Raw genomic sequence first — 25,894 nt, 5'->3', positions numbered from 1 at the left:
AATGAAATTCAACCACACCAGCGCCACGATGACGCCGCGCGAGATCGTGCAGTCGCTCGACACCCACATCATCGGCCAGCAGGACGCCAAGCGGGCTGTGGCCATCGCGCTGCGCAACCGCTGGCGTCGCAGCATGCTCGCCGACGACCTGCGCAACGAGGTCATGCCCAAGAACATCCTGATGATCGGCCCGACCGGCGTGGGCAAGACCGAGATCGCGCGGCGCCTGGCGACCTTGGCCAACGCGCCGTTCGTGAAGGTCGAGGCGACCCGCTTCACCGAGGTCGGCTACGTGGGCAAGGACGTGGAGCAGATCATCCGGGACCTGGCCGATACCGCGGTCAAGCTGTATCGCGAGCAGGCCAAGCAGAAGGTCCGCACCGAGGCCGAAGAGCGCGCCGAGGACCGCATCCTCGATGCTTTGCTGCCCAGGCGCACCAAGGGGCTGGGCGGCGGTATCGGTTTCGATCCCAAGGCGGCGGCCGAGGAGCCGTCGGCGCAGGAGTCCGAGACCCGCATCAAGCTGCGCCGCCAACTGCGGTCCGGCGAGCTGGACGAGCGCCAGATCGACATCGAGACCGCGGTCAACGTCAGCGGCGTGGACATCATGGCGCCGCCGGGCATGGAGGAGATGGGCCAGCAGCTGCGGCAGATGTTCTCCCAGCTGGGCAGCAGCAAGACCAACACCAAGACCATGACCATCAAGGCCGCGCGCCCGCTGCTGATCGAAGAGGAAGCCGGCAAGCTGGTCAACGAGGACGAGGTCCGCGAGGCCGCGATCGAGGCCTGCGAACAGCACGGCATCGTGTTCCTGGACGAGATCGACAAGGTCGCCAAGCGCGGAGAGAACGTGGGTGGCGGCGATGTCAGCCGCGAAGGCGTGCAGCGCGACCTGCTGCCGCTGGTCGAAGGCTCGACCGTCAGCACCAAGTACGGCTCGGTGAAGACCGACCACATCCTGTTCATCGCCTCGGGCGCGTTTCACATGGCCAAGCCATCGGACCTGATCCCTGAGCTGCAGGGCCGCTTCCCGATCCGGGTCGAGCTGTCGGCGCTGACCAAGGGCGACTTCATCCGCATCCTGACCGAGCCCAAGGCGGCCTTGACCGTCCAGTACATCGAGCTGATGAAGACCGAAGGCGTCAGCCTGGCGTTTACCGACGATGCCATCGAGCGCATCGCCGAGATCGCCGCGCTGGTCAACGAACGCCAGGAAAACATCGGTGCCCGCCGCCTGCACACCGTGCTGGAGCGTCTGCTGGATACCCTCAGCTACGAGGCGCCCGACCGCGACGGCCAGGCGATCACCATCGACCGCAACTATGTCGACGCCAACCTGGGCGAGCTGGTGAAGGATCCGGATCTGAGCCGCTACATCCTCTAAATCGCTGGACCGAAAGCCCGCCAACCGGCGGGCTTTTTCCTGGGGAGACGCGCACGTTCACGAGTTGATGGCGCGTTCGCGCGTGCGCTCGCACGGCACACGTGTCAGGTTTCCTGCGACGCCCACGTCTAACAAGGCTATGTGGATGCAAACGAGGCGCGCATGGAGCTCGCAAACAGCGGCGCACGGGCAGGGCGCGACAGAATGAGTCGGGCCCGGCCGGTGACCGATATCGATGCGGTGCTGCGCGAGCACGGCGCGATGCTGTTCCGCATCGCCTCGGGTTACACACGCACCAACGCGGCGCGCGATGACCTTGCCCAGGAGATGTCGGTGGCGGTGTGGAAGGCGCTTCCCGCCTTCCGTGGCGACGGCCCGCTGAAGGCCTTCGTCGCGCGTACCGCGCAGTTCGCTGCGCTGGATCACGTGCGCAAGCGCTCCAACCGCTTCGACGGGGACGCCATCGACGACAGCTTTGAGAGCCACGACCCGCGTCCCGACGAGCACGCCGGCCAATCGCAGCGCCGCCAGCACTTGCTGCAGGCAGTGCGCAACCTGCCGGTCGGCCAGCGCGAGTGCGTGCTGCTGGTGCTGGAGGGCTTCAGCAATCGCGAGATCGCCGAGATCCTCGGCATGCCCGGCAACACCGTCGATCAACGCCTGTCGCGGGCGCGACAGCATCTGCGCACGCTTCTGGAGGCCGCGAAATGAGCAATCAGGAATGGGACGCGCTCGCCGCGCAATGGGACTCGATGAGCGTGGGCGATCCGGCAGTCCTGCAGCAACGGCTGCGTCGCCATGCGCGCCGCACGCACCTTGGGCTGATTGGCGAGCTGGGTGCGTTCGCGCTTGCCCTGGCGATGATCGGGTGGGCGTGGGTGGATGATCCCGGCATGCGCCGCTGGCTGGTGGTCGCCGGCGTGCTGTTGGTCGCTTGCCAGGGGATCTACCTCGTGCTGCGTCGGCGCTATCGCCTGTTCGGCTCGCCCGAGCGCGGACTGGTGGGGTTGATCGACGCCGAGATTGGCCGCGCCCGCTTCATCCTGGCGACGCACTGGGCCGGCGTGCCCATCGCGCTGGTGATGGTCGCCTTTGCGTGGGTGCTGATTCCGAGCATCCATCTTGAGAAGGTGCAGAGCGGCACCGTGCTGGCAGGCGCCTTGTATCTGCCCTATCTGGGCGTGCGCACCTGGCAGATGCTGCGAAGGATCCGCAGCCTTCGCCGCGAGCGCGCCGAGCTGTTGCGCTGACCGTTATCTGCCCGCCAGGTTCGTCGCCTGGGCACCATTGACGATCATCCGCACCATGGTGGTGAGCTCGTCGATCTGCTGCGGGTAGCGCTCCGGCGGCAGGTCCATCGCGCTGCCACCGACGGCAAACACCAGCCGCGTGATTGCCCGGGCCACCAGGGCCGGCTCGTGCATCGGCACACGGTTGAGCTTGGATAGCCGGATCAGGTCCACCCGCAGCTCTTCCTCGAAGAAGCGCAACTGCCGGTCGACTGCCTCCTTGTACGCATCCGAGCCCACCAGGCCCTCGCGTAGCAAGAGGTGCAGCAGCTTGTCGTCCGCCCGCAGTTGCTCGAAGAACGCCTCCACCGAACTGCGCACCACGCCGCCGTTGGGATCTGCACGGTTGCGCGCCCGCCCGATGATGGCGCGCAAGGACGTGCCCGCACGCTCGATCAGCACCACGGCCAGCTCGTCGATGTCGCGGAAATGCCGGTAGAAACTGTTAGGCGCGATCTTCGCCTCGCGCGCCACCTCGCGCAGGCCGAGCGTGGAGACGCTGCGGTTGGGCCCGAGGATCGCCAGCGCCGCCTCGATCAGGTCTTCACGCGTGATCGGTCGGCGACGGGCGTCGCCGGCGGGGGCGGTCGGGAGCGGGATTTCGCTAGTCAAATCGGTCTGCCGGATGGTGGACACCATCTTCGGTCTCCACGCCGGGCAGATCAAACGGGTTGATGCCCTCCAGGCAGCCGACGTTGTAGCCGTACTGCGTTGGATCGGACCGGCGCTGGTGATGCGTGTAGATGCCGCAGATCCGGCAGAAGTAGTGCTTCGCCGTATGGGTGTTGAACTGGTAGAGCGTCAGCTGCTCCGATCCCTGCGTGACACGCAACCCGTCCAAGGCAACCGAGGCAACGATCGCGCCCTTGCGCCTGCAGACGGAGCAGTCGCAGCGACGGGGATCGACGATACCGTGTGCGAGGTCGAGCTCCAGCTCGACCGCGCCGCAATGGCATGACGCCCGGTGGATGGGTTGGACCTCGACTCCGCCTACCAGTTTGATCATCGGAATGTCCGCGGGGGAGAGAGCAATTTTACGTTCGATAGATAGCGGCAGCCGCTGCACGCCCTTGCGGGCAACTATGAACCCCACTCGCCGAGCACCCGGCGCCGACGTTGAGTAAAAAAAGCCTCGCTGCTGAGGTATTGGGGTCAGAAGCCGCCGTGGCGCCGGTCCACTGGGCGGAAAGAACTACCGTTTCAACTTGAACGAGTTCTTAGGGGCCTGCCGCTAGTCACCGCCGCCTCCGCCATCTCCTCCACCACCGTCAGCACCGTCTGATCCGTCTCCAAAGTCATCGTCTCCGCTCATGTCAAAACTCATCCAGGCATCGTGCGCGAGACCATTAAACACAGCGAGCGAAAGAGCGATGATGCAGACACCCATTAGGCCGCCGTGCGAAAAGGCCAGCCCTAGACCGAGCAAGCATCCCAGTATTCCAAACGCTTTTTGCAACATGGTTACGTTGTCCCTCTAACACCGTAGTTAGGCCGCCCCCCAAGCGAGTTGGCCGGCTGTTGATCGAAACCGGACCATGAATCTGTTTGGAAATGGAACTTCGCGGGCTGGGCCTGAGCGACCAGCTAGACACCGGCGCTTTCATGGAACCGCTTCAATACGATGCTGAATAATATGCCAACTAACGCGCCCAGCAGCCCGAAAGAGCCAACTCTTCCGGAGATAAAGTAGCCGCTGGCGGCACCCAACGCGTACCCTGCGAGGACGAATTTAGCTTGCCGCCTTTGGCTTGCAACCTTCTCCGCTTGACGGGCTCGCTTCAGACGGGATTCTTCTTTTGCAAGTGGCTCACGATCGAGTATCGCCTGAGCAATCGCATCAGCTTGCGTCTTGTCCATGTCCGCGACCTACTCCCAAAGCTGTGTTCAACACCTGTCAGGCGCCAAATGGGTGCCTATTCCTTGTGTCTATTTCCAGTTACCCGGCGCAATGTGCGGGAGCACCCTCACCCTAATCAATCCGTCGCAGACAAAGTGCCGTCTGTTTCGGGTAGGAAACGTCCCCATCACTCCCCAATATCCTCATCCCAGACCTCGGGATTAGCCGAAATATACCCCTGCATCATCTCCATGCAATCCTTGTCCGCCAGATCGATCACGGTTGTGCCGTTCTCTCGCAGCCAGTCGATCCCGCCGCGGAACGTTTCCGATTCCCCAACGACCACGGTGCCGATATTGAACTGCCGGATCAGGCCGCTGCAGTACCAGCACGGTGCCAGGGTCGTGACCATGATCGTGTCGCGGTAGTTGCGTTGGCGGCCGGCCTTGCGGAAGGCGTCGGTCTCGCCGTGGCTGGACGGGTCGCCGTTCTGCACGCGGCGGTTGTGGCCGCAGCCCAGCAGACGGCCGTCGGCGTGGTACAGCGCGGCGCCGATCGGGATGCCGCCTTCGGCCGCGCCCTGGCGGGCTTCGGCGACAGCGGTGGCGAGCAGGGCGGGGTAATCGGGGATGCTGATCATCGGTCGGCCGGTGGGGGTGGATGGAGGGATCGTCGCCGCGCTCACGCGGGATGTCGAGCACGTGAGCGCAACGCCGGCGGGGCGGTGCGATAATCGGCGCATGAACGATCCAAACCCGAATAACGCCCCCGATACCGCCGCCGACACCGTTCGCGCGCCCGATGCGTCCACGGCGGCGCCGGCGCCGCAGGTCAATCCCGCCGGCACGACCCATTTCGGCTTCCGCGATGTTCCCACGGGAGACAAGCAGAAGCTGGTCGGAGAGGTGTTCTCCTCGGTCGCCGGCAGTTACGACCTGATGAACGACCTCATGTCGATGGGCATCCACCGGATCTGGAAGCGGTTCTTCGTCGCCACCGCGCAGGTCAAGCGCGGCGACCGGGTGCTGGACCTGGCCGGCGGCACCGGCGATATCGCGCTCCTGCTCAAGGACCGCGTCGGCGATACCGGCTCGATCGTGCTGGGCGACATCAACGGCGCGATGCTGCGCGTCGGCCGCGACCGGATGACCGACAAGGGCAAGGTCGCCGGCTTTGAATACGTGCAGATGAATGCCGAGAAGCTGCCGTTCCCGGACGCGAGCTTCGACCTGGTCACCATCGCCTTCGGCCTGCGCAACGTGACCGACAAGGACGCGGCGCTGGCCGAGATGCACCGAGTGCTGAAGGTCGGCGGCCAGGCGCGGGTACTGGAGTTCTCCGAGGTCAAGCCGGAGTGGTTCAAGCCGATCTACGACTTCCACTCCTTCAAGATCCTGCCGCGCCTGGGCCAGTTGTTCGCCAGGGATGCCGACAGCTACCAGTACCTCGCCGAGAGCATCCGCAAGCACCCGCCGCAGGACGAGCTCAAAGCAATGATGGAGGGCGCGGGTTTCGCCCGCTGCAGCTACCGCAACATGTCCGCCGGCATCGTCGCCATCCACACCGGCTACAAGGTGTAGGACGGAAGTCACTTCGCGCCCCGCGCCGGCGCGGCTACACTCGGGGATTGTCCTGCAACCCCGGGCCTGCCCATGCGCTCCTCCATCCTGACCCTGTTTTTTGCCGCCGCCGTGGTACTGGGCGGCTGCTCGCGCGACAACGCGCCGGCCGCGGATACCGCAGCCAAACCCGATGCCGATGTGGCCACCGCCGCGCCCGCCGAGTACGACTCGCTGTCCTACGCCGAGCCCGACAAGGTCCGCATCAAGGACCTCGCGCTGGCCCTCAACGTCGATTTTGATGCCAGGGAAATCAGCGGCAGCGCCACCTACGACCTGGGCTGGGTTGCCGATGACGCCAACGAGCTGGTGCTCGACACCCGCGACCTGACCATCGAGAAGGTGGTCGGCGAGCGCAGCGACGACAAGTGGACCGACCTCAAGTACGAGCTGGCCGACGCCGACAAGCGCCTGGGCAGCAAGCTGACCATCCAGGTGCCGGATCACAACGAGCGCGTCCGCGTGACCTACCGCACCTCGCCGGACGCATCGGGCCTGCAGTGGCTGACCCCGGCGATGACCGAGGGCGGCAAGCAGCCCTTCATGTTCAGCCAGTCGCAGCAGATCCACGCGCGCTCCTGGGTGCCGCTGCAGGACACGCCGCGCGTGCGCTTCACCTACACCGCGCACGTGACCAGCCCCAAGGACGTGATGGTGCTGATGAGCGCCGACAACGATCCCAAGGCCGAGCGTGACGGCGATTACACCTTCGCCATGCCGCAGGCGATCCCGTCCTACCTGCTGGCGATCGCCGCAGGCGACCTGGAGTTCAAGCCGATCTCCGACCGCAGCGGCGTGTGGGCCGAGCCGGCCATGGTCGACAAGGCCACCGCCGAGTTCGCCGACACCGAGAAGATGATCGAGGCCACCGAGGCGATGTACGGCCCGTACCGCTGGGGCCGCTACGACATCCTCGTGCTGCCGCCGTCCTTCCCGTACGGCGGCATGGAAAACCCGCGCATCACCTTCGCCACCCCGACCGTGATCGTGGGCGACAAGTCGCTGGTGTCGCTGATCGCGCACGAGCTGGCGCACAGCTGGGCCGGCAACCTGGTGACCTTCTCCAGCCCGAAAGACCAGTGGATGAACGAGGGCATCACCAGTTACGTCGAGAACCGCATCATCGAGTCGCTGTACGGCAAGGACTTCGCCAACATGGAAGCGGCGATCGCCCAGAACGAGCTGCGCAAGACCATCGGCGACATGGAGCCGCAGGCGCAGGCGCTGGCGATCCGCCCCGACATCCACGTCAAGGCCGGCGACACCCTGACCGAGGTCGCTTACGACAAGGGCGCCTGGTTCATGATGTTCCTGGAGCACCGCTTCGGCCGCGAGGACTTCGACCCGTTCCTGCGCGGCTACTTCGACCATTTCGCGTTCCAGTCGATCCCGACCACGACCTTCATCCAGTACGCCAAGGACAACCTGCTGGCCAAGCACCCCGGCAAGGTCACCGAGGCCGAGCTGGACGAGTGGATCTACGGCCAGGGCATCCCCGAGTCCGCGCCGGTGACGAAGTCGCCACAGTTCGACGCGGTCGACACCGTGCGCAAGGCCTGGCTGGACGACGGCACCCTGCCGGCCAGCGACGTCACCGCCAAGTGGAGCACGCAGGAGTGGCTGCACTTTCTGGAAGGCATGCCGCAGACGCTGAGCCACGAGCAGCTGGCCGCGCTGGACGCCGCCTACAAGTTCACCGGCACCCCCAACGGCGAGATCGCGATGCGCTGGTACCCGCTGACCGTGCGTAGCGGCTACCCGGAAGCCAACGACGCGATTGCCGCGTTCCTGGAGCGCGTCGGTCGCCGCAAGCTGATCATGCCGACCTACGCTGAGCTGGTGAAGACTCCGGAAGGCCTGGCAATGGCCGAGAAGGTGCTCGCCCAGGCGCGTCCCGGCTACCATCCGATCACCACCGGTTCGGTGGATGCCGTCATCGCCGAGGCCAAGGGCGACAAGTCGGTGACCAAGCCGGTCGACTGATCGCTCAGTTGATTGGACGTCTTCTTCGCGGCCGCCTCCGGGCGGTCGCGTTGTATCCGGCTTCCGGCTTTCGTATCCGCGCTCATCTGGATGGATTTCGGGGCGTGATCTGCATGTCTTCCGGGCGAATGTCCCCCGGCCTCCGCCTGCGGCGCAGGCCTCCTCCTTTATTTCGCCCGGAAGGCATACAGACCGCGCCGGAACTGGTGGATTCTCGCTCCTGCAACCACCGCGTTCTCGCAATGACGGGGGTGAATGCCCTTGCGGCGAAATAAAGGAGGAGGCACCGGTTTCATCGGTGCCGGGGGACATTCGCCGCAAGGGCGTTCACCCCCGGCTCTCCCGCCAGAGCCCGACCAAAGACCCCATGGACGCCATGGACCCACACGGCAACGCGGGAAGACCGACTGAAAATCAGGCACGCTTGAGTCCTGAACTGAAAGAGAACCACGCAATGACCTGTAAGCCCTTCGAGCCCGCCGACCACCCACCGCAATCCGGTCCACAACTGACGCGCGGATTGCCGATGCTCGTCGCCCTGACGTGCGCGGTGCTCCTGGGCGGGTGCAAGCCCGAGCCGGATCCCGAGATCGCCCGCGCCGAGCAGGCCGCCGCGCTGGACCGCCAGGCCGAGGCGATGGCGGCCGAGTTCGACGCCCAGTTCGATGCCGGCAAGTGGGACCTGGCCAAGGCGCACGGTGACGTGCTGATCGCCGAATACCCCGACAGCGCGGCCGCCGAACGCATCGCCGGTCGGCACGAGGAGGCGGCGGCAAAAGCCAATGAGATACGCGAGACCCGACGGCTGACCGGGTTATGGACCTACCAGAGCCAGCCGGTCGGCAAGAAGGAGCAGCTGTCGGCGGCGATCTACGCGCGTGAAAACGTCGAAACCGACGGCACTTCAGCCCGGCCGGTGCGATTGATCTTCCGCGACCACCCCGAGTGGGGCCGCAGCAGCTACCTCGTCCTGGAGGCCGGTGACTTCGACTGCTACAAGGGCTGCAAGCTCGCCGTCACCGTCGACGAAGAAAAGCCGCGCTCCATGGCCGGCAGCCGCCCCCACACCGACGATGCGATAGCGATGTTCGTCGAGGACGAGAAGACCCTGTGGAAGCTGGCCAAACAGGCGCGCGTGCTCAGCATCGAGTTCCCGGTCAAAGCTGGCGGCAAACGCACCGCGTCATTCGAGGTCGGCGGGCTCGATCCGGAGCGGATGCCGGGCTGGAACTAACTGCCGGGTCGTCGGAGTTGCGTCGCGCAGTTTGCCTTTGTTGCGACCACCGCGATGCTCATGCCTTGCTGACTCCAATGCTTGCAGTACAAAATGCCTCAAAAGCCGTATTGGGCTGACGGACGGTTCCGTCATCCCCCGCAAATTCGATGACCGACCTGTAGGCGCGCTGGGCCTCCGTCGCTGATTCCCGTTGCGCGTCGTTAAAGTCGTCGGAGATCGTTGCCTTCACGTCGGTTTCGAACGCGTAGCCAGACGTGGACCCGAATCCGGCGTACTCGACGCAGGATTCGGCGAGGGCGCCGAAATACTCTTCTGATTCGCCCTGGAGGGGTCTGCGCTTGTGCGCGACATGGGTCAGCTCGTGCGCCAGGACGCGCACCGCGTATCTCGCATGTCGCTCGCTCCCCGGCGCGTAGCGAAATGACATCGCCACCGTCATGTTGTCCAGTGCGGACGATCGCCATCCCCTCTTCAGCACCCTGGAGCCGGGCCGGTGCAGGGAAACCCGCAGCCGGGATACGTGAATCTCCGGAAGGTAGGCCTCGATCGCAGGCAGCAAGGCCTCAAGCCAGGGCAGCATCTCCCGCGCATCGTTGCCGCAGCCGCCAACCGTGATCCTTTTGGAGCTGGCTTCAGCCAACGGACAACGATCACCTGCGCCGCCGGGCAGTACCGACATGAAGTCGTAGAGCCCCACATTGCCGATCGTCAGCACCCTGACGGCGTGCCCACCGTGATCCGGCACCAGGGCCTCGGCGCGCGCCAGTTGCCGGATTCCACAGCCCGCCAGCGCCAGCGTCACTGCGGCAAGCAGTGCTAACCTCACTGGAAACCGGTCGATTCGCATGCGCCGTCAGCGTGCTGCTACAGCGCGTACCCGAACTGCTGCACAAACTGTTCGGCGAACTCGTCGTAGTCGAAGCGCTGGTTCTGGGTGCCGGGATGCTCGACCTTCAGCGCGCCCATCAGGTTGCCGATGCGGCCGATGGTCGGCCAGTCGTAGCCCTTCTGGATGCCGAAGATCAGCCCGGCGCGGAACGCATCGCCGCAGCCGGTCGGGTCGGTGATGCGGCTCTCGTGCGCGGGAGCGACGTCATGCACCTGGCCGTCGGCGTGGATGATCACGCCCTTGGGGCCGCGGGTGGCGATGTAGGCCTTGACCTTGCTGGCGATCGTCGCCTCGTCCCAACCGGTGCGCTCCTGCAGCAGGTTGGACTCGTAGTCGTTGACGGTCACGTAGTCGGCCTGCTCGATGAAGGCGCGCAGCTCCCCGCCGTTGAACAGCGGCATCGCCTGGCCGGGATCGAAGATGAAGGGAATGCCGGCCTCGGCGAACTCGCTGGCGTTCTGGATCATGCCCTCGTAGCCGTCCGGGCTGACGATGCCGATCGTCACGCCGGGCACGTCGCGCACGTGGTTCTCGTAGGAGCGCATCATCGCGCCGGGGTGGAAGGCGGTGATCTGGTTGTTGTCGTGGTCGGTGGTGATGAACGCCTGCGGGGTGAACAGCTCGTCGATCACCTTGACGTGGTCGAGGCGGATCTGCTGCTGCTCGAACCACTCGCGGTACGGCCCGAAATCCTGGCCGACGGTCGCCATCGGGATCGGGTCGCCGCCCAGCAATTTGAGGTTGTAGGCGATGTTGCCCGCGCAGCCGCCGAACTCGCGCCGCATCCGCGGCACCAGGAAGGAGACGTTCAGGATGTGCACCTTGTCCGGGAGGATGTGGTTCTTGAACTGGTCGGGGAACACCATGATGGTGTCGTAGGCCAGCGAGCCGCAGATCAGGGCTGACATCGGTAATCGCACTCCGGGGGGCTCCGCGGGCGTGGTCCTGGCGGGAGCGTGGTGGACGGATGGGTGGGGGCGCAGGTCACCGCGTGGCGCGCACCGCATAGAATATCCGCTGGCCGGGGTCGCGGCCAGCCGGCCGGCGTTCGCGCCCCGGTCGCGGAGCTTCCGCGCATGGCGCCGGATCGCCGCCGCGGTGGGCGACAAAAAACGCCCATTAGCGACGGGTTACGCCATTTCTCCTTGCCCGGCAAGGGGGCGGTTGCTAGTCTTGTCGGCCGCTTCCGGCACCCCTCCCACGGCCCACTCGACGATGTTCAAGAAGTTTCGCGGCATGTTTTCCAACGACCTGTCCATCGATCTGGGCACGGCAAACACGTTGATCTACGTCCGCGGCCAGGGAATAGTGCTGAACGAGCCATCGGTGGTCGCGGTGCGCCAGGACCGCGTGGTCGGCGGCAACCGCACCGTCGCGGCGGTCGGCATGGAGGCCAAGCTGATGCTCGGCCGCACGCCGGGCCACATCACCACCATCCGGCCGATGAAGGACGGCGTCATCGCCGACTTCACCTACACCGAGGAAATGCTCAAGCATTTCATCCGCAAGGCGCACAAGTCGCGTTTCCTGCGGCCCAGCCCGCGGGTGCTGGTGTGCGTGCCGTGCGGCTCGACCCAGGTCGAGCGGCGCGCGATCAAGGAATCGGCCGAGGAGGCCGGTGCCCGCGAGGTCTACCTTATTGAGGAGCCGATGGCGGCGGCGATCGGTGCCGGCATGCCGGTGGCCGAGGCGCGCGGATCGATGGTGGTCGATATCGGCGGCGGCACCACCGAAGTGGCCGTGATCGCGCTCAACGGCATCGTCTATGCCGCGTCCGTGCGCATCGGCGGCGACCGGTTTGACGAGGCGATCATCGCCTACGTCCGCCGCACCTACGGCACCCTGATCGGCGAGGCCACGGCCGAGCGGATCAAGGAAACGCTGGGCTGCGCCTACCAGCAGGAAGAGAACACCAGCATGGAGATCACCGGGCGCAACCTCGCCGAGGGCGTGCCGAAGATGATCACCATCACCGCCAACGAAGTGCTGGAGGCGCTGCACGAGCCACTGGCCGGCATCGTCACCGCGATCAAGCTGGCCCTGGAGCAGACCCCGCCGGAACTGGGTGCGGACGTCGCCGAGCGCGGCATCGTGCTGACCGGAGGCGGTGCGTTGCTGGCCGACTTCGACCGGCTGGTGAGCGAGGAAACCGGCGTGCACGTGCAGGTCGCCGAGGACCCGCTGACCTGCGTCGCCCGTGGTGGCGGTCGCGCGCTGGACCTGCTGGACATGCACGGCAACGAGTTTTTCGCTCCCGAGTAATGGCGATGCGGTGACCGGCACGGCGTGGTGCCGTGCCTGATCGCCGCGACACCGGAGCATGCCGCGGCGGGTGGGCCGGCGGCCTGTGCCACCATTGACGGTCCGCCACGCCAGATCAGCCGGTTTCCCTTCCATTGCGCTCCTACGCCAGCCCTTCGACTCCGAACCGTCCCGGCGACGTGTCCGCAACTCTGTGGCTGTCGGCCTACCTGGCGCTGGCGGTGGTGCTGATCGTGCTGGACCACCGGGGCGGCTGGCTGAACCAGGCCCGCGGCCATGCCACCTTGCTGGTGCAGCCGCTGTGGATCGCCGCCGGCTGGCCGGGCCGGGCGATCACGCGCTTGTACGACGACGCCGGCACCCTGAGCCAGCTGGCCGAGGACAATCGCCGCCTGCGCAATGAGCTGCTGGTCAACAGTGCGCGCATGGCGCGGCTGCAGACGCTTGCCTCCGACAACACGCGCCTGCGCGGGCTGCTCGATGCGGCCCACAACAACCAGCTCGACGTGCAGCTGGCGCCGATCCTGGACATCGACCTGGACCCCACGCGGCAACGCCTGGTGCTGGGCGCGGGCAGCAACGAGTCGGTCCGACTGGGCCAGAGCGTGATCGACGCCGGCGGCCTGCTGGGCCAGATCATCGACGTGCAGCCGGCGGTGTCCACCGTGCTGCTGGTCACCGACGCGGCCCACGCGGTGCCGGTGGCGATCGAGCGCAACGGCGTGCGCCTGGTGGCCTACGGCGAGGGACGCAGCGACATGTTGCGCCTGCACAGCATCCCGTTGTCCAGCGACGTGAAGGTCGGTGACCGCCTGCTGACCTCCGGGCTTGGCGGGCGCTTCGTCGCGGGCTTCCCGGTGGGGACGATCGTGTCCTTGCAGCCCGATGACAGCCGCGCGTTCCTGATCGGCGAGGTGATGCCGGCGGCGCAGCTGGACCGGGGCCGCGATGTACTCCTGCTGCGCGGCGGTCCCGACGAGCGGTCATCGGCTACCGGAAGCGATTCCCTGGACGGCGACGCGGAAGAAGCGCCGGAGGTTGCTCCTGGCGCCGCGAACGGCACCGCGGACGCTGCACCGAAGGCCGCCCCGGACGTGCCGCCCGTACCGGCGCCCGCCTCCGCCTCCGGTGACCGGCGATGACCCGTCGCTACCAGCCGTGGCTGCTGCCGGCCAGCATCGTCGCCGCCCTGCTGCTGGGGCTGTTGCCGCTGCCGCTGCTGTTGCAGGGCCTGCGCCCGTACTGGCTGGCCCTGGTGGTCGCCTACTGGGTGATCGAGGATCCCGAGCGCGTGGGGCTGGGGTTCGCATTCCTGGCCGGCGTGCTGGCGGACATCACCTTCGGCGGCCTGCTCGGCGAGCAGGCACTGCGGCTGGTGGTGATGACCTTCATCATCCAGCGCTTCCGCGCGCGCCTGCGCTTCTTTCCGTTGTGGCAGCAGGCGCTGGCGATCGGCGGGCTGCTGTTGAATGACCGGATCGTGGTCGCCGCGGTACACGTGGCCCTCGGCATCCCCTCGCTGCCGGCGATGTTCTGGCTGGCGCCGCTGACCGGGATGGCGCTGTGGCCGCCGGTGTTCCTGCTGCTGGACGCGCTGCGTCTGGGCAGCTGGCGCAGGAGCTGAGAAGTGCGCCCGATCCGGCGCCGCCCACGGCGCGTGCTCAAGGACGCCGCGGCGGAGGTGCGCCACTTCCGCACCCGCGTGATCATCGCCTTCATCGGCGTGACCCTGGTCCTGTCGGGACTCGCGCTGGGCTACTACCGCCTGCAGGTCTGGCATCACGACGAGTACGCCACGCGTGCGGAGCAGAACCGGATCAAGCTGCGCCCGGTGGTGCCCGGCCGCGGCCTGATCTACGACCGCAAGGGCCGCATCCTGGCCGACAACGTGCCCGCGTTCCGCCTGGAGGTCACCCCGCGCGAAGCCGGTGACCCGGAAGACTGGCTGCCCGGACTGGCCGGCATCATCGACCTGTCCGAGCAGGAGATCGAGGACTTCCTGGCCGCGCGCAAGGTCACCCGCAGCTACAAGCCGATCATCCTCAAGCTGCGGATGAAGCCCGACGAGCTGGCGCGGCTGGCCGTGGACCGCTGGAAATACCCCGGCGTGGAGGTCGTCTCCTACCTGCAGCGGCGCTACCTGCACGGCGAGCTGTTCGCCCACGTGATCGGCTACGTCGGCCGCATCGACGAGGCCGACCTGGCCGAGATGGGCGAGGCGGGCAGCGTCTTCAGCCACACCGGCAAGACCGGGCTGGAGCGCTCCTATGAGGAAGCGCTGCGCGGCAAGCTGGGTTACGAGAAGGTCGAGACCAACGTCGACGGCCGGCCGATGCGGATCGTCGGCCGGGTGCCGGCGGTGCCAGGCGCGGACCTCCGCCTGTCGGTGGACCTGGACCTGCAGCGCGCGATGGTGGCGGCGTTCGGTGATGCCGACGGCTCGGCGATCGCGGTGGACACCAAAACCGGCCAGGTGCTGGCGATGGTCAGCCTGCCCTCGTATGACACCAACCTGTTCGTCAACGGCATCTCCCACGCCGACTACAACGGCCTGATCAACAACCCCTCGCGCCCGCTGTTCAACCGCAATGTGCTCGGCGGCGGCCCGCCGGGTTCGACGATCAAGCCAGTCATGGCGCTGGCCGGGCTCGACAGCGGATTGCGCACGCCGTCCGACCGCATCCTCTCCACCGGCGAGTTCCGCATCCCCGGTCAGGCGCGTGGCTACCGCGATGCCTCCGGCGGCGGCCACGGCTGGACCGATCTGCGCGACTCGATTTCCCGCTCGGTCAACACCTACTACTACAAGCTCGCCCTGGACATGGGCATCGACCGGCTCTCCGAGTACATGCATCTCTATGGGTTCGGCGAGAAGAGCGGCATCGACCTGCTGGGCGAGAACGCCGGCGTGGTGCCCTCGCGCGAGTACAAGCGCACCATCAGCAAGGAGTCCTGGTACCCGGGCGAGACGGTGATCTCCGGGATCGGGCAGGGCTACTGGATCGCCACCGCCTTGCAGATCGCCCGCTCCACCGCGGCGGTCGCCAACGGCGGCGACCTGCACGAGTTGCGCCTGCTGCAGTCGCGCCGCGACGGCTACGAGTCGCCGTGGCAGGACCTGCCGCCCACGCCCAGCCACCGCATCACCGACAAGCCGGCCAACCTGCGCGCGGTGCAGGAGGGCATGATCGCCACGATCAACGGGCCCGGCGGCACCGCCCGTCGCATGGCGGTTGGCGCGTCCTACACGATGGCGGGCAAGACCGGCACGGCGCAGCGCTCCAGCCGCAAGGGAAACGTCAGCCTCAACCCGCACACGCTGCCTTACCACCTGCGCCATACCGCGCTGTTCACCGGCTACGCGCCGGCGGAGGACCCGCAGATCGCGGTCGCCGTGGTGGTGGAGCACGGCGGTTACGGCGGCAGCGCGGCCGCGCCCATCGCGCGCACGATTTTCGACGCCTGGTTGCTGGGCAAGATGCCCGAGGGCATGGAGCCGACCGACGACGCGGTGACCGACCCGCTGGAGGCCGCGGTGGAGATGGCGCAGGACGCGGTGGATGCCGAAGCCGCGACCGAAACGGGCGCGGACGCCGGCGAAGCCGCGGCTGACTCCACTACGGACCCGGCGCAATGAGGACGATCCTGCGCTGGCTGCTGGACATGGCCGCGCGATTCACCCGCACCCTGGACCTGCTGTTGCTGGCGGCCCTGCTGGCGCTGATGGGCATTGGCCTGGCCGTGCTCTACAGCGCCGGCGGCAAGTCCGAGGCGCTGGTGATGGCGCAGGCCTCGCGCTTCGTCATCGGCCTGGGAGTGATGTGGCTGCTATCGCGGGTTTCGCCGCTGCAACTGCGCAACTGGACGCCGCTGGCCTACGCCGCGACGATCGTGCCGCTGCTGATCGTCCTGTTCATTGGCCAGGGCCGCCACGGCGGGCACTGGATCAACCTGGGGGTGTTCTACTTCCAGCCGGCCGAGGTGCTCAAGCTGAGCCTGCCGATGATGGTCGCCTGGCAGCTCAACCGCGGGCCATTGCCGCCGTCCTTCCGCGCCACCGTGGTCGCGATGGTCCTGATCGCGCTGCCGACCGGGCTGGTCCTGCTGCAACCGGACCTGGGCACGGCCTTGCTGGTCGGCATCAGCGGCGCGTTCGTGCTCTACCTGGCCGGGCTGTCGTGGTGGTGGTTCGTCGCCGCGGCGGGAAGCATTGCCGTGGCCGCGCCGGCGGCGTGGTTCTGGATGTTCAGGCCCTACCAGAAGGACCGCATTCTGATGTTCCTGGATCCCGAGCGCGACCCGCTGGGCGCCGGCTGGAACATCATCCAGTCCAAGATCGCCATCGGCGGCGGCGGCCTCACCGGCAAGGGCTGGGGCGATGGCAGCCAGTCGCACCTGAACTACATTCCCGAGCACACCACCGACTTCATCTTCGCCGTCCTCAGCGAGGAGTTCGGCTGGATCGGCGTGGCAATCACGCTGGGCCTTTACCTGTTCGTGGTCGGGCGCTGCCTGTGGGTATCGGCGCAGGCGCGGGACGGGTATTCGCGGCTGCTGACTGGCGCGCTCGGGCTGGCGTTCTTCGTCTACGTGGTGGTCAACGGCGGCATGGTCGCCGGCATGTTGCCGGTGGTCGGGGTACCGATGCCGCTGCTCAGCTACGGCGGCACCTCGGCGGTGTCGCTGCTGGCCGGGATGGGCGTGGTCATGGCGGTGCGCGCCCATCGCCCGGTCCACGGCCATTGAAAACGGCGGTCCGAATGCATCGACAACACACGCTGACTGGGCGTCATTCATCGCCCTGGGGCGGTTCAGGCATTTGCGAACAAGTGCTAACCTCGTCCCAATGAGCCGAACCCTTGCCAGCCGCGCCCTGCTATGTGCGCTCCCGTTCGCCCTGGTCGCCTGCGCCACGCCGGTCCAGCCCACTGAAAACCCGTCCTCCGCATCCACGATCCTGGTGCCCGACGAGACCTCCCCGCCGAAGCCGCCGAGCCAGCCGGTGGTGTCCAACGCGCAACCTCTCTCGGTCGCCGTCCCCGAGTTCATCCGCACCACCTCGGCCAAGTACGACGTCGATGCCGCCTACATCACTTCGGTGATGGCCAAGGCGCAGATGCGCGAGGGCATCATCGCGGCCATGTCGCGGCCGGCCGAAGCCAAGCCGTGGAAGGACTACCGGCCGATCTTCATCTCCCAGCAGCGCATCACCGCCGGCAAGGCGTTCCTCGCCAAGCACCGCGCCGCGCTGGACAAGGTCGAGGCGCAATACGGCGTCCCCGCCGAGATCATCGTCGCGATCATCGGCGTGGAAACCAGCTACGGCGGCAACACCGGCAGTTACCCGGTGGTGGATGCCCTGTACACCCTCGCTTTCGCGTACCCGCGGACCAACGAACCCGGCCGGATCGAGCGCGAGAACAACCGCGAGCAGTTCTTCCGCGACGAGCTCGCCCAGCTGTTTGCGATGGGCAAGGAAAACGGCTTCGACGTGACCACGCTCAAGGGCAGCTACGCCGGGGCGATGGGCTGGGGCCAGTTCATGCCGTCCAGTTACCGCGACTACGCGGTCGACGGCAACGGCGATGGCAAGGTCGACCTGTTCAACAACCTCGATGACGTGTTCGCCTCGGTGGCCAACTACTTCGTCAAGAAGGGCGGCTGGAAGCGCGGCGAGCCGATTGTCTCGCGCGCGGTGCGGGCCAAGGGCGCCGCTGCGTTCGAGCCGGAAGGACTGGAGCCGCGCTACAGCCTGGAGCAGCTCGCTGCGCGGGGTTACAAGCCGCAGCCGGCCATCGCCGGGGCCGGCAATGCCACCCTGCTCAACCTGGACGGCGTGAACGGGCCGGAGTACTGGCTGGGCTACCAGAACTTCTACGCCATTACCCGCTACAACATCTCCAAGCATTACGCGATGGCGGTGTACCAGTTGTCCGAGGCGATCGCAGGTCGCCAGAACCCGCTCGCTGCGGCTCCGGCCAGTGGCCGTCCTGGCGCATGAAGCGGCTGCTGGCGGCCAGCCTTGTCCTCGGCCTGGCCGCCTGCGCCAGCAGTCCCGGCAAGAAATCCGATCCCCCGGCTGATACGGCGGGCACGGCCAAGACGGCCGGTCACACGGTGCGCGGAAAGTCGCCGTATCCGCCGGCGCAGGAAGACCTGTCCAAGCGCGGCCACTACACGGCCGGCGGGCTCTACGCGCCACACATCAAGGACTCCGCGCCGAACATCGACATCGATGTCTCGCTGATTCCCGAGCCCGAGGTGGTCGCCGAGCCACGGTCGGCCTACGGCAACCGGCCAACCTATGCCGTGCTGGGCAAGAACTACCAGGTGCTCAACGACACCACGGGTTTCGTCGAGCGCGGCACTGCGTCCTATTACGGCAACAAGTTCCACGGACGGCGCACCTCCAACATGGAGGTCTACGACATGTATGCCTTCACCGCCGCGCACAAGTCGCTGCCGCTGCCCAGTTTTGCCCGGATCACCAACCTGGACAACGGCCGCTCGGTGGTGGTCCGGGTCAACGACCGCGGCCCGTTCCACGATGGCCGGGTGGTGGACCTGAGCTACGCCGCGGCGGTCAAGCTGGGCGTCCATCCCGCCGGTACCGGCCGGGTCGAGGTGCGCGCGCTGCAACCCGGTGAGTCGCCGCCGACGCAATTTGTGGCCGCGCCGGCGCCGGCTTCTGCTACCACCCCGACCGCTACTGCATCCAAGCGGGTTGCCGCGACGCCGACCACCACCAGTTCGATGGATTCGCTGGTCGCCAAACTGCCTGCGGCGACTGCGGCGACTGCGGCGACTGCCGCTACTGCAGCGAGTGCAGCGACCGCAGCCAGCGCTGCGCCTGTGGCCCTTGCCGCCTCCGTCCCCGCCCCCGCGTCCGTCGCGGCCAAGGGCGAGGCCGAAGACTGGCGGTTCCAGATGAGCCGCGACGGCCGCGCGATGACCGCCGATGATTTCGATGCGTGGATGGCCGAGCGCCACATCAGCATCGTTGGTGGCCATGTCGTGCGGAACGCTCCTGAGGGCGCGAAAGCCTCTGCCCAGGCGACCGCTGCCGCAGTCCCGGCTCGCGCGCCGACGGGCGCCCCGGCCACATCGAACACCGTTCCAGCGGCGGCTCCTGCATCTGCCGCGACCGCCGGCGTCATCCAGGCCAGCGACGTTGGCGAGGGCGTGGTCCTGCAGGTGGCCAGTTTCACCGCGCGCGACAATGCCGACCGCGCGTTGGCCACCCTGCGCGGTGCCGGCATCGCCGCCGCCAACCTGCACGACGGCATGGCCAACGGCCGCCAGGTCTGGCGCGTGCGGGTCGGTCCGCTGGAAGCGGCGGCCGCCAACGGCCTGGCCAGCCGTATCGCCGGCCTCGGCTTCGGCACGCCGCAACGCGTCAAAGACTAGTTTCGTTTCCCTTTCGACATCGATACCCATCGGCCCCGCGCCGACCCGGAGCAGTTCACCAATGAAGTCCTACCGCGCAATTGGCATCGCCGCGCTCACCACTTTCGCTTTCGGCCTCGCGTTCGCACAGACCCCGGCGCCCCAGCCCACCCCGCAACCGACTCCGCAGCCCGAGGCTGCCGAACAGGCGCCGGCCAGCGAGGCGCTTCCGGTACCGCCGCCTCCGGCGATCGTCGGCACCGCGTGGATCCTGATGGATGCCGCCAGCGGCAATGTCCTGGCTGGCGAGAACATCGACGAACCCCTGAAGCCGGCCAGCATCACCAAGGTGATGACCAGCTACGTCATCGCCGCCGAGATGGCCGGCGGCAAGGTCAAGCCGACCGACCAAGTGATGATGACCGAGAACGCGTGGCGCAAGGGCGGGGCGGGCACCGACGGCAGTTACTCCGGCTTCCAGGTCAACCAGACCGCGCCGCTGCTGGAGATGGAAAAAGGCATGGTGGTGCAGTCCGGCAACGATGCCGCGATCGCCCTGGCCGAGCACGTCGCCGGCAGCGAATCCGCCTTCGCCGCGCTGATGAACCAGTACGCCAAGCGCCTGGGCATGAAGAACTCCCACTTCGCCAACGCGACCGGACTGCCCGACGAGGGCCACCTGTCCTCCGCGCACGATCTGGCGCTGCTCGGCATCGGCCTTGCGCGCGACTTCCCCGAGACCTACTCCTACAACAAGATCAAGGAGTTCACGGTCGGGCCGATCACCCAGCCCAACCGCAACGTGCTCCTGTGGCGCGACAGCACCGTGGACGGCATCAAGACCGGTCATACCTCCGGCGCCGGCTACTGCCTGATGGCCTCGGCCAAGCGGGATGATCAGCGCCTGGTGTCCGTCGTCCTCGGCTCCACCTCCGAGAAGCAGCGGGCCAGCGACAGCCAGGCGCTGCTCAACTGGGGCTTCCGCTTCTACGAAACCCACAAGCTGTACGACGGCAACACCGCGGTGGCGACCCACAAGCTGTGGAAGGGCGCCGTGGATACGCTGGAGCTGGGCGTCGCCGAGCCGTTGCTGGTCACCGTGCCGCGCGGCCGTTACGAGCAGTTGCAGCCCACCATGGACGTGCCGGCCACGCTGGTCGCCCCGATCGAGAAGGGGCAGGCGATCGGCACCGTGAAAGTGATGCTCGATGGCGAGGTCGTCGCCGAGCGCCCGCTGGTTGCACTGCAGGCAGTCGAGCGCGCAGGCTTCTTCAAGCGCCTGTGGCACGAGCTGCTGATGTGGTGGAAGTCGACCTGACCGATTCAGAGCTGACAGACAAGCGAGTTGAAGCATGGAACTGACATCCGACAATCCCGAACATGGCTTCCAGTTTCCCGGTGAGTTCGAGCTCAGCGCGATGGGCGCCGCCGACTCCGGGCTGGAGACCGAACTTCCCCAGCGACTGATCGATGGCGGCATCCAGGTGCTGACCGAGCGCACCGACTGCAGGCATTCGCGTAACAGCCGCTACGTGTGCGTGCGCCTGACCTTCCACGCCGAGAGCCGTGAGCAGTACGACTTTGCCCACCAGCTGCTGCGCGACCATCCGGAAGTGAAGTGGACGCTGTAACGCGCTCTGCAAACGCCCTCGAACCCCACGACCCTGGCCTCGCCCCCGACGCAATGCCAGCCGCAGCGGTGCAGTCGAGCACGGCCGCGCGCACTCTGCCTAACGCCGTGCTGCGCGACCTCGGCCGGCGGCCGTATGAACCGGTCTGGCGCGCGATGCAGGACTTCACCGATCACCGCAACGGCGATACGCCCGATGAGCTGTGGCTGGTGGAACACGATCCGGTGTTCACCCTCGGCCAGAGCGGTCGCGCCGAGCACGTCCTGGCGGCTGGCGACATCCCCGTGGTCCAGGTCGACCGCGGCGGTCAGGTGACCTACCACGGCCCCGGCCAGCTGGTGCTGTATCCGTTGCTGGACCTGCGCCGGGTCAAGGTCGGCGTACGCGACTACGTGGCCCGGGTGGAGCAGGCGGTGATCGACACGCTGGCGGACTGGAATATCGAGGCCGGCCGCCGCGACGGCGCGCCCGGCGTGTACGTGGCCGGGGCCAAGATCGCCGCGCTCGGTATCCGCGTCCGCCGCGGCTGCACCTTCCACGGCCTGGCGTTCAACATCGACATGGACCTGTCCCCGTTCACGCGCATCAACCCCTGTGGTTACGCGGGTTTGCGGGTGACCTCGATGGTAGACTTGGGCGGTCCCTCGGGGCTGCAGGCCGTCAAGCCGGCGCTGGTCGAACACTTCGCCGCGCAGTTTGGCCTGAAGGTCGACGAGGCCCCGCCGCCGGCCCTGCCCACGCTCTGACCGGCGTCCCCCGCATCCACGTCCCGGATTCTCCATGAGCGATAGCGTCAGCAAGTCCATCCCCCTCGCGATTGTCAGCGGCGACGCTCCCGCGTCCCTGCAGCCGGGCGTGAAGCAGTTGGCCGGCGACAAGATCAGCCGCTCGCCGGTGCAGTTCGCCGAAGCGCCGGTGCTGCGCAAGCCGTCATGGATCCGGGTCCGCATCCCATCGGGCAACGCGGTGGCCAAGCTGAAGGAGAAGCTGCGCGCGAACCGTCTGGTCACCGTGTGCGAGGAAGCCAGCTGCCCCAACATCCACGAGTGCTTCGGTCACGGCACCGCGACCTTCATGATCCTGGGCGAGGTCTGCACCCGCCGCTGCAGTTTCTGCGACGTCGCCCACGGCCGGCCCAAGCCGCCGGATGCGTCCGAGCCGGCCAACCTGGCGCGCACCGTCGCCGACATGGGCCTGAAATACGTGGTGGTGACCTCGGTCGACCGCGACGACCTGCGTGACGGCGGCGCCGGCCATTTCGTGGAGTGCATCGCCGCGATCCGCGCCCAGAGCCCGGGCACCCGGATCGAGATCCTGACCCCGGACTTCCGCGGCAAGGGCCGGATGGAGCGCGCGCTGGAAATCCTCGCGGCCAACCCACCGGACGTGTTCAACCACAACCTGGAAACGGTGCCCGAGCTGTACCGCAACGTGCGCCCCGGCGCCGACTACCAGTGGTCGCTGACCCTGCTGCAGAAGTTCAAGGCCCAGCATCCCGACGTGGTGACCAAGTCCGGGATCATGCTGGGACTGGGCGAGGAGCGCGAACAGGTCGAGCAGACCCTGCGGGACCTGCGCGCACACGACGTGGACATGATCACCATCGGCCAGTACCTGCAGCCCAGCGCCCACCACCATCCGGTGATGCGCTACTGGACGCCGGAGGAGTACAAGCACTTCGAGACCTTTGGTCTGGCGCTGGGCTTTACCCACGTCGCCTCCGGCCCGCTGGTGCGCTCGTCCTACCACGCCGACCGCAGCGCGGCGGAGGCCGGTCTGGCCGTTTCCGCCTGAGCGAGGCGACAACCGGGTGTGTTGCGTCGGCGTCAGCGTTGGCCGACGCGGCGCATCCGTCCGCTGGGTGCTTGCGTACACGTTCTTCGCATTGACGTGTCTAAGCTTTCCCCGAACGTTTGCTCCGCCCGCTCCTTATCGCTTCCTGACCGTGCCATGACGGCGTGACAGCGCCCGCGACTTTCGGCACTGTCAGGGGGTTCCAGCGGTCAGCAATCTGAATTTCCCGTACTGCGCCAGTTCGTTGCATCCCCTTCACTGTCGGCCTTCCAGCCTCAATTTCATGATCTCCAAGACTCCCCTGCTTGCCCTGCTGTTGACCGCTCCGTTGGCGCTGCTGGCGCGCGCCGACAATGCGCCGGTGACCGCGCCGACCTCCATCGAGGCGCCGGCGACGACGACCCGCACCACCAGCAGCAAGCCGGCGGTCCTGCCCAGCGGCCCGACCGCTGACCAGGCCACTGCGGCCAAGCTGGTCTATGGACTGCTCTCCGACAGCCGCTATGCCTACCGGCCGCAGCCGCTGGATGACGCGCTCTCGGCTGATATCTACAAGCGTTACCTGGAAGCGCTGGACGGCGGCAAGCAGTTTTTCACCGCGGCCGACATCGCCGGGTTCGACCGCTACAAGACGCGGCTGGACGACGCCATCAAGAGCGGCGAGCTGGAGCCGGGCTACGCGATCTTCGCGCTCTACCGCGAGCGCGTGAACGAGCGCATCCGCCACGCCCGCGGGCTGCTCAAGCAGGACATCTTCGATTTCAGCGGTGATGAGCAGTTCCACTACGACCGCAAGAAGGCGCCGTGGGCGCAAGACACCGCCGAGCTGGACGAGCTGTGGAAGCAGTCGGTCCGCAACGACTGGCTGCGCCTGAAGCTGGCGGGCAAGGAATCGAAGGACATCGCGAAGACGCTGGACAAGCGCTACGCCAACCTGGCCGACAACGTCGCCCAGTTGGAAGGCCAGGACGTCTTCCAGACCTTCCTCAACAGCTACACCAACGCGATCGATCCGCACACCAGCTACTTCACCCCGCGTTCGGCGGAAAACTTCAACCTGTCCATGTCGCTGTCGCTGGAAGGCATCGGCGCGGTGCTGCAGAAGCAGGACGACATCGTCGCGATCCGCGAGATCGTGCCCGGTGGCCCGGCCGACAAGTCCGGCGTGCTTGCTCCCGGCGACCGCGTCGTGGCGGTGGGGCAGGGCACCAGCGGCACGATGGAGGACGTGATCGGCTGGCGCATCGACAACGTGGTCGAGAAGATCCGCGGGCCCAAGGATTCCAAGGTCCGCCTGGACGTGGTGCCGGCGAGCGCCGGCCTGGACAGCGAGCCCGTGCGGGTGGTGATTACCCGTGACAAGGTGCGCCTGGAGGACCAGGCCGCCAAGTCCAAGGTGCTGGAGATTCCCGGCATTGGCGATGCGCCGGCCAAGCACGTGGGCGTGATCGAGCTGCCCGGTTTCTACCAGGACTTCGAGGGCCGCCGCCTCAACAACGGCGATTACGCCTCGGCCACCCGCGACGTCGCCAAGCTGCTGGTGGACATGAAGAAGCAGGGCGTGGACGGCGTGGTGCTGGATCTGCGCAACAACGGCGGTGGTTCGCTGAACGAGGCAATCGAGCTGACCGGCCTGTTCATCGATCAGGGTCCGGTGGTGCAGGTGCGCGAGTCCGGCGGCCGGGTCACGGTCAACGGCGACGACGAGCCGGGCGTGGCCTGGGACGGGCCGCTGGCAGTGCTGGTCAACCGCGGCTCGGCGTCGGCGTCGGAGATCTTCGCCGGCGCGATACAGGACTACGGCCGCGGGCTGGTGATCGGCGAGAACACCTTCGGCAAGGGCACAGTGCAGAACCTGGTTGACCTGGACCGCTGGCCGGGCGGCGAGGAGGAGCGCTTCGGCCAGGTCAAGCTGACCGTCGCCCAGTTCTTCCTGCCCGGCGGCAGCTCGACCCAGAACAAGGGCGTGGTGCCGGACATCCAGTTCCCGGCCTCGGTGGATGCCAGCGAATACGGCGAGAGTACCTACGACAACGCGCTGCCGTGGACGCGAATCGCCGCGGTGCCGCACAAGGTCTACGGCGACTTCAGCCACATCCTGGGCACGCTGGACAAGCTGCACACCGCCCGCGTCGCCAACAACCTGGAGTTCCAGTGGTGGCGCGAGGACGTGGCGCGCTTCCGCGAGGAGTCCGCGAAGACCACGATCTCGCTCAACGAGGCCGAGCGGCGCCGCGAGCGCGACGCCAGCGAGGCGCGGCGCAAGAAGCGCCAGGAAACCCGCGAGGAGCTCGGGCTGGCGCTGGATCCGCTGGCGCTGATTTCCGCCGATGACGGGCTGACCGCCAACGAGCGCGACATCGTCCAGGACGCCGCGCGCGAGAAGGCAGCCGAAGACCGTCCCGACCCGTTGCTGCAGGAGTCCGCGGCGATCCTGGCCGATGCGATCCACCTGCTGGCCAACGACCGCAAGCTGTCGGCGCTGGTGCTGCCGATCTCGACCCGCGCCGGACACTGGGCCGACTGAGGAAAGATCCGCCGCGCTCAGGCTTGACGGCTTTCCACCGCAAACACTTATCGGGC

At 67.2% G+C, this 25,894-nt stretch carries 24 protein-coding genes; 18 read left to right on the top strand and 6 right to left on the bottom strand.

The window, feature by feature from the left end; translation table 11 throughout:
* The first annotated feature begins 1 nt into the window (after position 1).
* The 3 genes from hslU to INQ43_RS11685 all read left to right on the top strand — a co-directional run bounded on the left by hslU (position 2) and on the right by INQ43_RS11685 (position 2,634).
* Positions 2-1,384, top strand: coding sequence for an ATP-dependent protease ATPase subunit HslU (gene hslU / locus INQ43_RS11695; protein ID WP_228062517.1), 1,383 nt, complete (start codon positions 2-4; stop codon positions 1,382-1,384).
* A 204-nt stretch (positions 1,385-1,588) separates the two neighbouring features.
* On the top strand, positions 1,589-2,095 hold the full coding sequence (locus tag INQ43_RS11690) for a sigma-70 family RNA polymerase sigma factor (RefSeq protein ID WP_194034436.1): 507 nt from the start codon (positions 1,589-1,591) through the stop codon (positions 2,093-2,095).
* Positions 2,092-2,634 carry a hypothetical protein gene (locus INQ43_RS11685; protein WP_194034435.1) on the top strand — a complete coding sequence of 181 codons (543 nt, stop codon included), beginning with the start codon at positions 2,092-2,094 and terminating at the stop codon, positions 2,632-2,634. The genes INQ43_RS11690 and INQ43_RS11685 overlap by 4 nt, the downstream gene beginning before the upstream one ends.
* A 3-nt stretch (positions 2,635-2,637) precedes the next feature.
* Here INQ43_RS11685 and fabR read toward each other — a convergent pair whose 3' ends face one another.
* The 4 genes from fabR to INQ43_RS11665 form a co-directional block, all read right to left on the bottom strand.
* Positions 2,638-3,312 carry an HTH-type transcriptional repressor FabR gene (fabR, locus tag INQ43_RS11680; protein WP_194034434.1) on the bottom strand — a complete coding sequence of 225 codons (675 nt, stop codon included), beginning with the start codon at positions 3,310-3,312 and terminating at the stop codon, positions 2,638-2,640.
* Positions 3,278-3,679: a GFA family protein gene (locus INQ43_RS11675; protein ID WP_228062516.1), complete on the bottom strand. Its 402-nt coding sequence runs from the start codon at positions 3,677-3,679 to the stop codon at positions 3,278-3,280. The genes fabR and INQ43_RS11675 overlap by 35 nt, the downstream gene beginning before the upstream one ends.
* A 578-nt stretch (positions 3,680-4,257) precedes the next feature.
* Positions 4,258-4,530: a hypothetical protein gene (locus INQ43_RS11670; RefSeq protein WP_194036559.1), complete on the bottom strand. Its 273-nt coding sequence runs from the start codon at positions 4,528-4,530 to the stop codon at positions 4,258-4,260.
* A gap of 167 nt (positions 4,531-4,697) precedes the next feature.
* Positions 4,698-5,150 (bottom strand): nucleoside deaminase, encoded by a 453-nt coding sequence (locus INQ43_RS11665; RefSeq protein WP_194036558.1) that lies wholly within the window; start codon positions 5,148-5,150, stop codon positions 4,698-4,700.
* Positions 5,151-5,250: 100 nt separating this feature from the next.
* On the opposite strand from INQ43_RS11665, the gene ubiE reads away from it, so the two are divergent.
* The 3 genes from ubiE (at position 5,251) to INQ43_RS11650 (ending at position 9,346) form a co-directional block, all read left to right on the top strand.
* A complete protein-coding gene (gene ubiE, locus INQ43_RS11660) occupies positions 5,251-6,090 on the top strand; it encodes a bifunctional demethylmenaquinone methyltransferase/2-methoxy-6-polyprenyl-1,4-benzoquinol methylase UbiE (protein ID WP_194036557.1) in 840 nt (279 codons plus the stop codon).
* A 72-nt stretch (positions 6,091-6,162) separates the two neighbouring features.
* A complete protein-coding gene (locus tag INQ43_RS11655) occupies positions 6,163-8,112 on the top strand; it encodes a M1 family metallopeptidase (RefSeq protein ID WP_194036556.1) in 1,950 nt (649 codons plus the stop codon).
* A gap of 454 nt (positions 8,113-8,566) precedes the next feature.
* The gene (locus INQ43_RS11650) at positions 8,567-9,346 is read left to right on the top strand and encodes a hypothetical protein (protein WP_228062515.1); all 780 of its coding nucleotides are present in this window, start codon (positions 8,567-8,569) and stop codon (positions 9,344-9,346) included.
* Between the two features lie 58 nt (positions 9,347-9,404).
* Here INQ43_RS11650 and INQ43_RS11645 read toward each other — a convergent pair whose 3' ends face one another.
* Both INQ43_RS11645 and INQ43_RS11640 read right to left on the bottom strand, forming a co-directional pair.
* Positions 9,405-10,196 (bottom strand): hypothetical protein, encoded by a 792-nt coding sequence (locus tag INQ43_RS11645; RefSeq protein WP_194034429.1) that lies wholly within the window; start codon positions 10,194-10,196, stop codon positions 9,405-9,407.
* Positions 10,197-10,213: 17 nt separating this feature from the next.
* A complete protein-coding gene (locus INQ43_RS11640; RefSeq protein WP_194036555.1) occupies positions 10,214-11,146 on the bottom strand; it encodes a carbohydrate kinase family protein in 933 nt (310 codons plus the stop codon).
* 307 nt (positions 11,147-11,453) lie between these two features.
* Between INQ43_RS11640 and INQ43_RS11635 the strand changes: the two genes are divergently transcribed.
* The 12 genes from INQ43_RS11635 (at position 11,454) to INQ43_RS11580 (ending at position 25,838) form a co-directional block, all read left to right on the top strand.
* Positions 11,454-12,500 carry a rod shape-determining protein gene (locus tag INQ43_RS11635; RefSeq protein WP_043957283.1) on the top strand — a complete coding sequence of 349 codons (1,047 nt, stop codon included), beginning with the start codon at positions 11,454-11,456 and terminating at the stop codon, positions 12,498-12,500.
* A 179-nt stretch (positions 12,501-12,679) separates the two neighbouring features.
* Positions 12,680-13,642 (top strand): rod shape-determining protein MreC, encoded by a 963-nt coding sequence (gene mreC / locus INQ43_RS11630; protein WP_228062514.1) that lies wholly within the window; start codon positions 12,680-12,682, stop codon positions 13,640-13,642.
* Positions 13,639-14,124, top strand: a complete 486-nt coding sequence (mreD, locus tag INQ43_RS11625) for a rod shape-determining protein MreD (protein WP_193984803.1) — start codon at positions 13,639-13,641, stop codon at positions 14,122-14,124. The genes mreC and mreD overlap by 4 nt, the downstream gene beginning before the upstream one ends.
* A gap of 12 nt (positions 14,125-14,136) precedes the next feature.
* Entirely contained in the window at positions 14,137-16,137 is a 2,001-nt protein-coding gene (gene mrdA, locus INQ43_RS11620; protein WP_194037680.1) for a penicillin-binding protein 2, read from the top strand.
* Positions 16,134-17,246 carry a rod shape-determining protein RodA gene (gene rodA, locus INQ43_RS11615; RefSeq protein ID WP_194036553.1) on the top strand — a complete coding sequence of 371 codons (1,113 nt, stop codon included), beginning with the start codon at positions 16,134-16,136 and terminating at the stop codon, positions 17,244-17,246. The genes mrdA and rodA overlap by 4 nt, the downstream gene beginning before the upstream one ends.
* Before the next feature lie 100 nt (positions 17,247-17,346).
* Positions 17,347-18,501 carry a lytic murein transglycosylase B gene (gene mltB / locus INQ43_RS11610; protein ID WP_194036552.1) on the top strand — a complete coding sequence of 385 codons (1,155 nt, stop codon included), beginning with the start codon at positions 17,347-17,349 and terminating at the stop codon, positions 18,499-18,501.
* Entirely contained in the window at positions 18,498-19,907 is a 1,410-nt protein-coding gene (locus INQ43_RS11605) for a septal ring lytic transglycosylase RlpA family protein (protein WP_194036551.1), read from the top strand. The genes mltB and INQ43_RS11605 overlap by 4 nt, the downstream gene beginning before the upstream one ends.
* A 61-nt stretch (positions 19,908-19,968) precedes the next feature.
* Complete coding sequence (locus INQ43_RS11600) at positions 19,969-21,204, top strand: D-alanyl-D-alanine carboxypeptidase family protein (protein WP_194036550.1); 1,236 nt, start codon at positions 19,969-19,971, stop codon at positions 21,202-21,204.
* A gap of 34 nt (positions 21,205-21,238) precedes the next feature.
* Positions 21,239-21,517, top strand: coding sequence for a DUF493 family protein (locus INQ43_RS11595; protein ID WP_194034421.1), 279 nt, complete (start codon positions 21,239-21,241; stop codon positions 21,515-21,517).
* A gap of 53 nt (positions 21,518-21,570) precedes the next feature.
* Positions 21,571-22,263, top strand: a complete 693-nt coding sequence (gene lipB / locus INQ43_RS11590; protein ID WP_194036549.1) for a lipoyl(octanoyl) transferase LipB — start codon at positions 21,571-21,573, stop codon at positions 22,261-22,263.
* A 34-nt stretch (positions 22,264-22,297) separates the two neighbouring features.
* On the top strand, positions 22,298-23,311 hold the full coding sequence (gene lipA, locus INQ43_RS11585) for a lipoyl synthase (protein WP_043957276.1): 1,014 nt from the start codon (positions 22,298-22,300) through the stop codon (positions 23,309-23,311).
* Between the two features lie 283 nt (positions 23,312-23,594).
* Positions 23,595-25,838, top strand: a complete 2,244-nt coding sequence (locus INQ43_RS11580; RefSeq protein WP_194036548.1) for a carboxy terminal-processing peptidase — start codon at positions 23,595-23,597, stop codon at positions 25,836-25,838.
* Positions 25,839-25,894 lie beyond the last annotated feature (56 nt).

This window comes from Lysobacter sp. H23M47 (assembly GCF_015209765.1).
In the GTDB taxonomy this organism is placed as follows: Bacteria; Pseudomonadota; Gammaproteobacteria; order Xanthomonadales; family Xanthomonadaceae; genus Novilysobacter; species Novilysobacter avium.
This window is presented reverse-complemented; position numbering and strand designations above follow the sequence as displayed.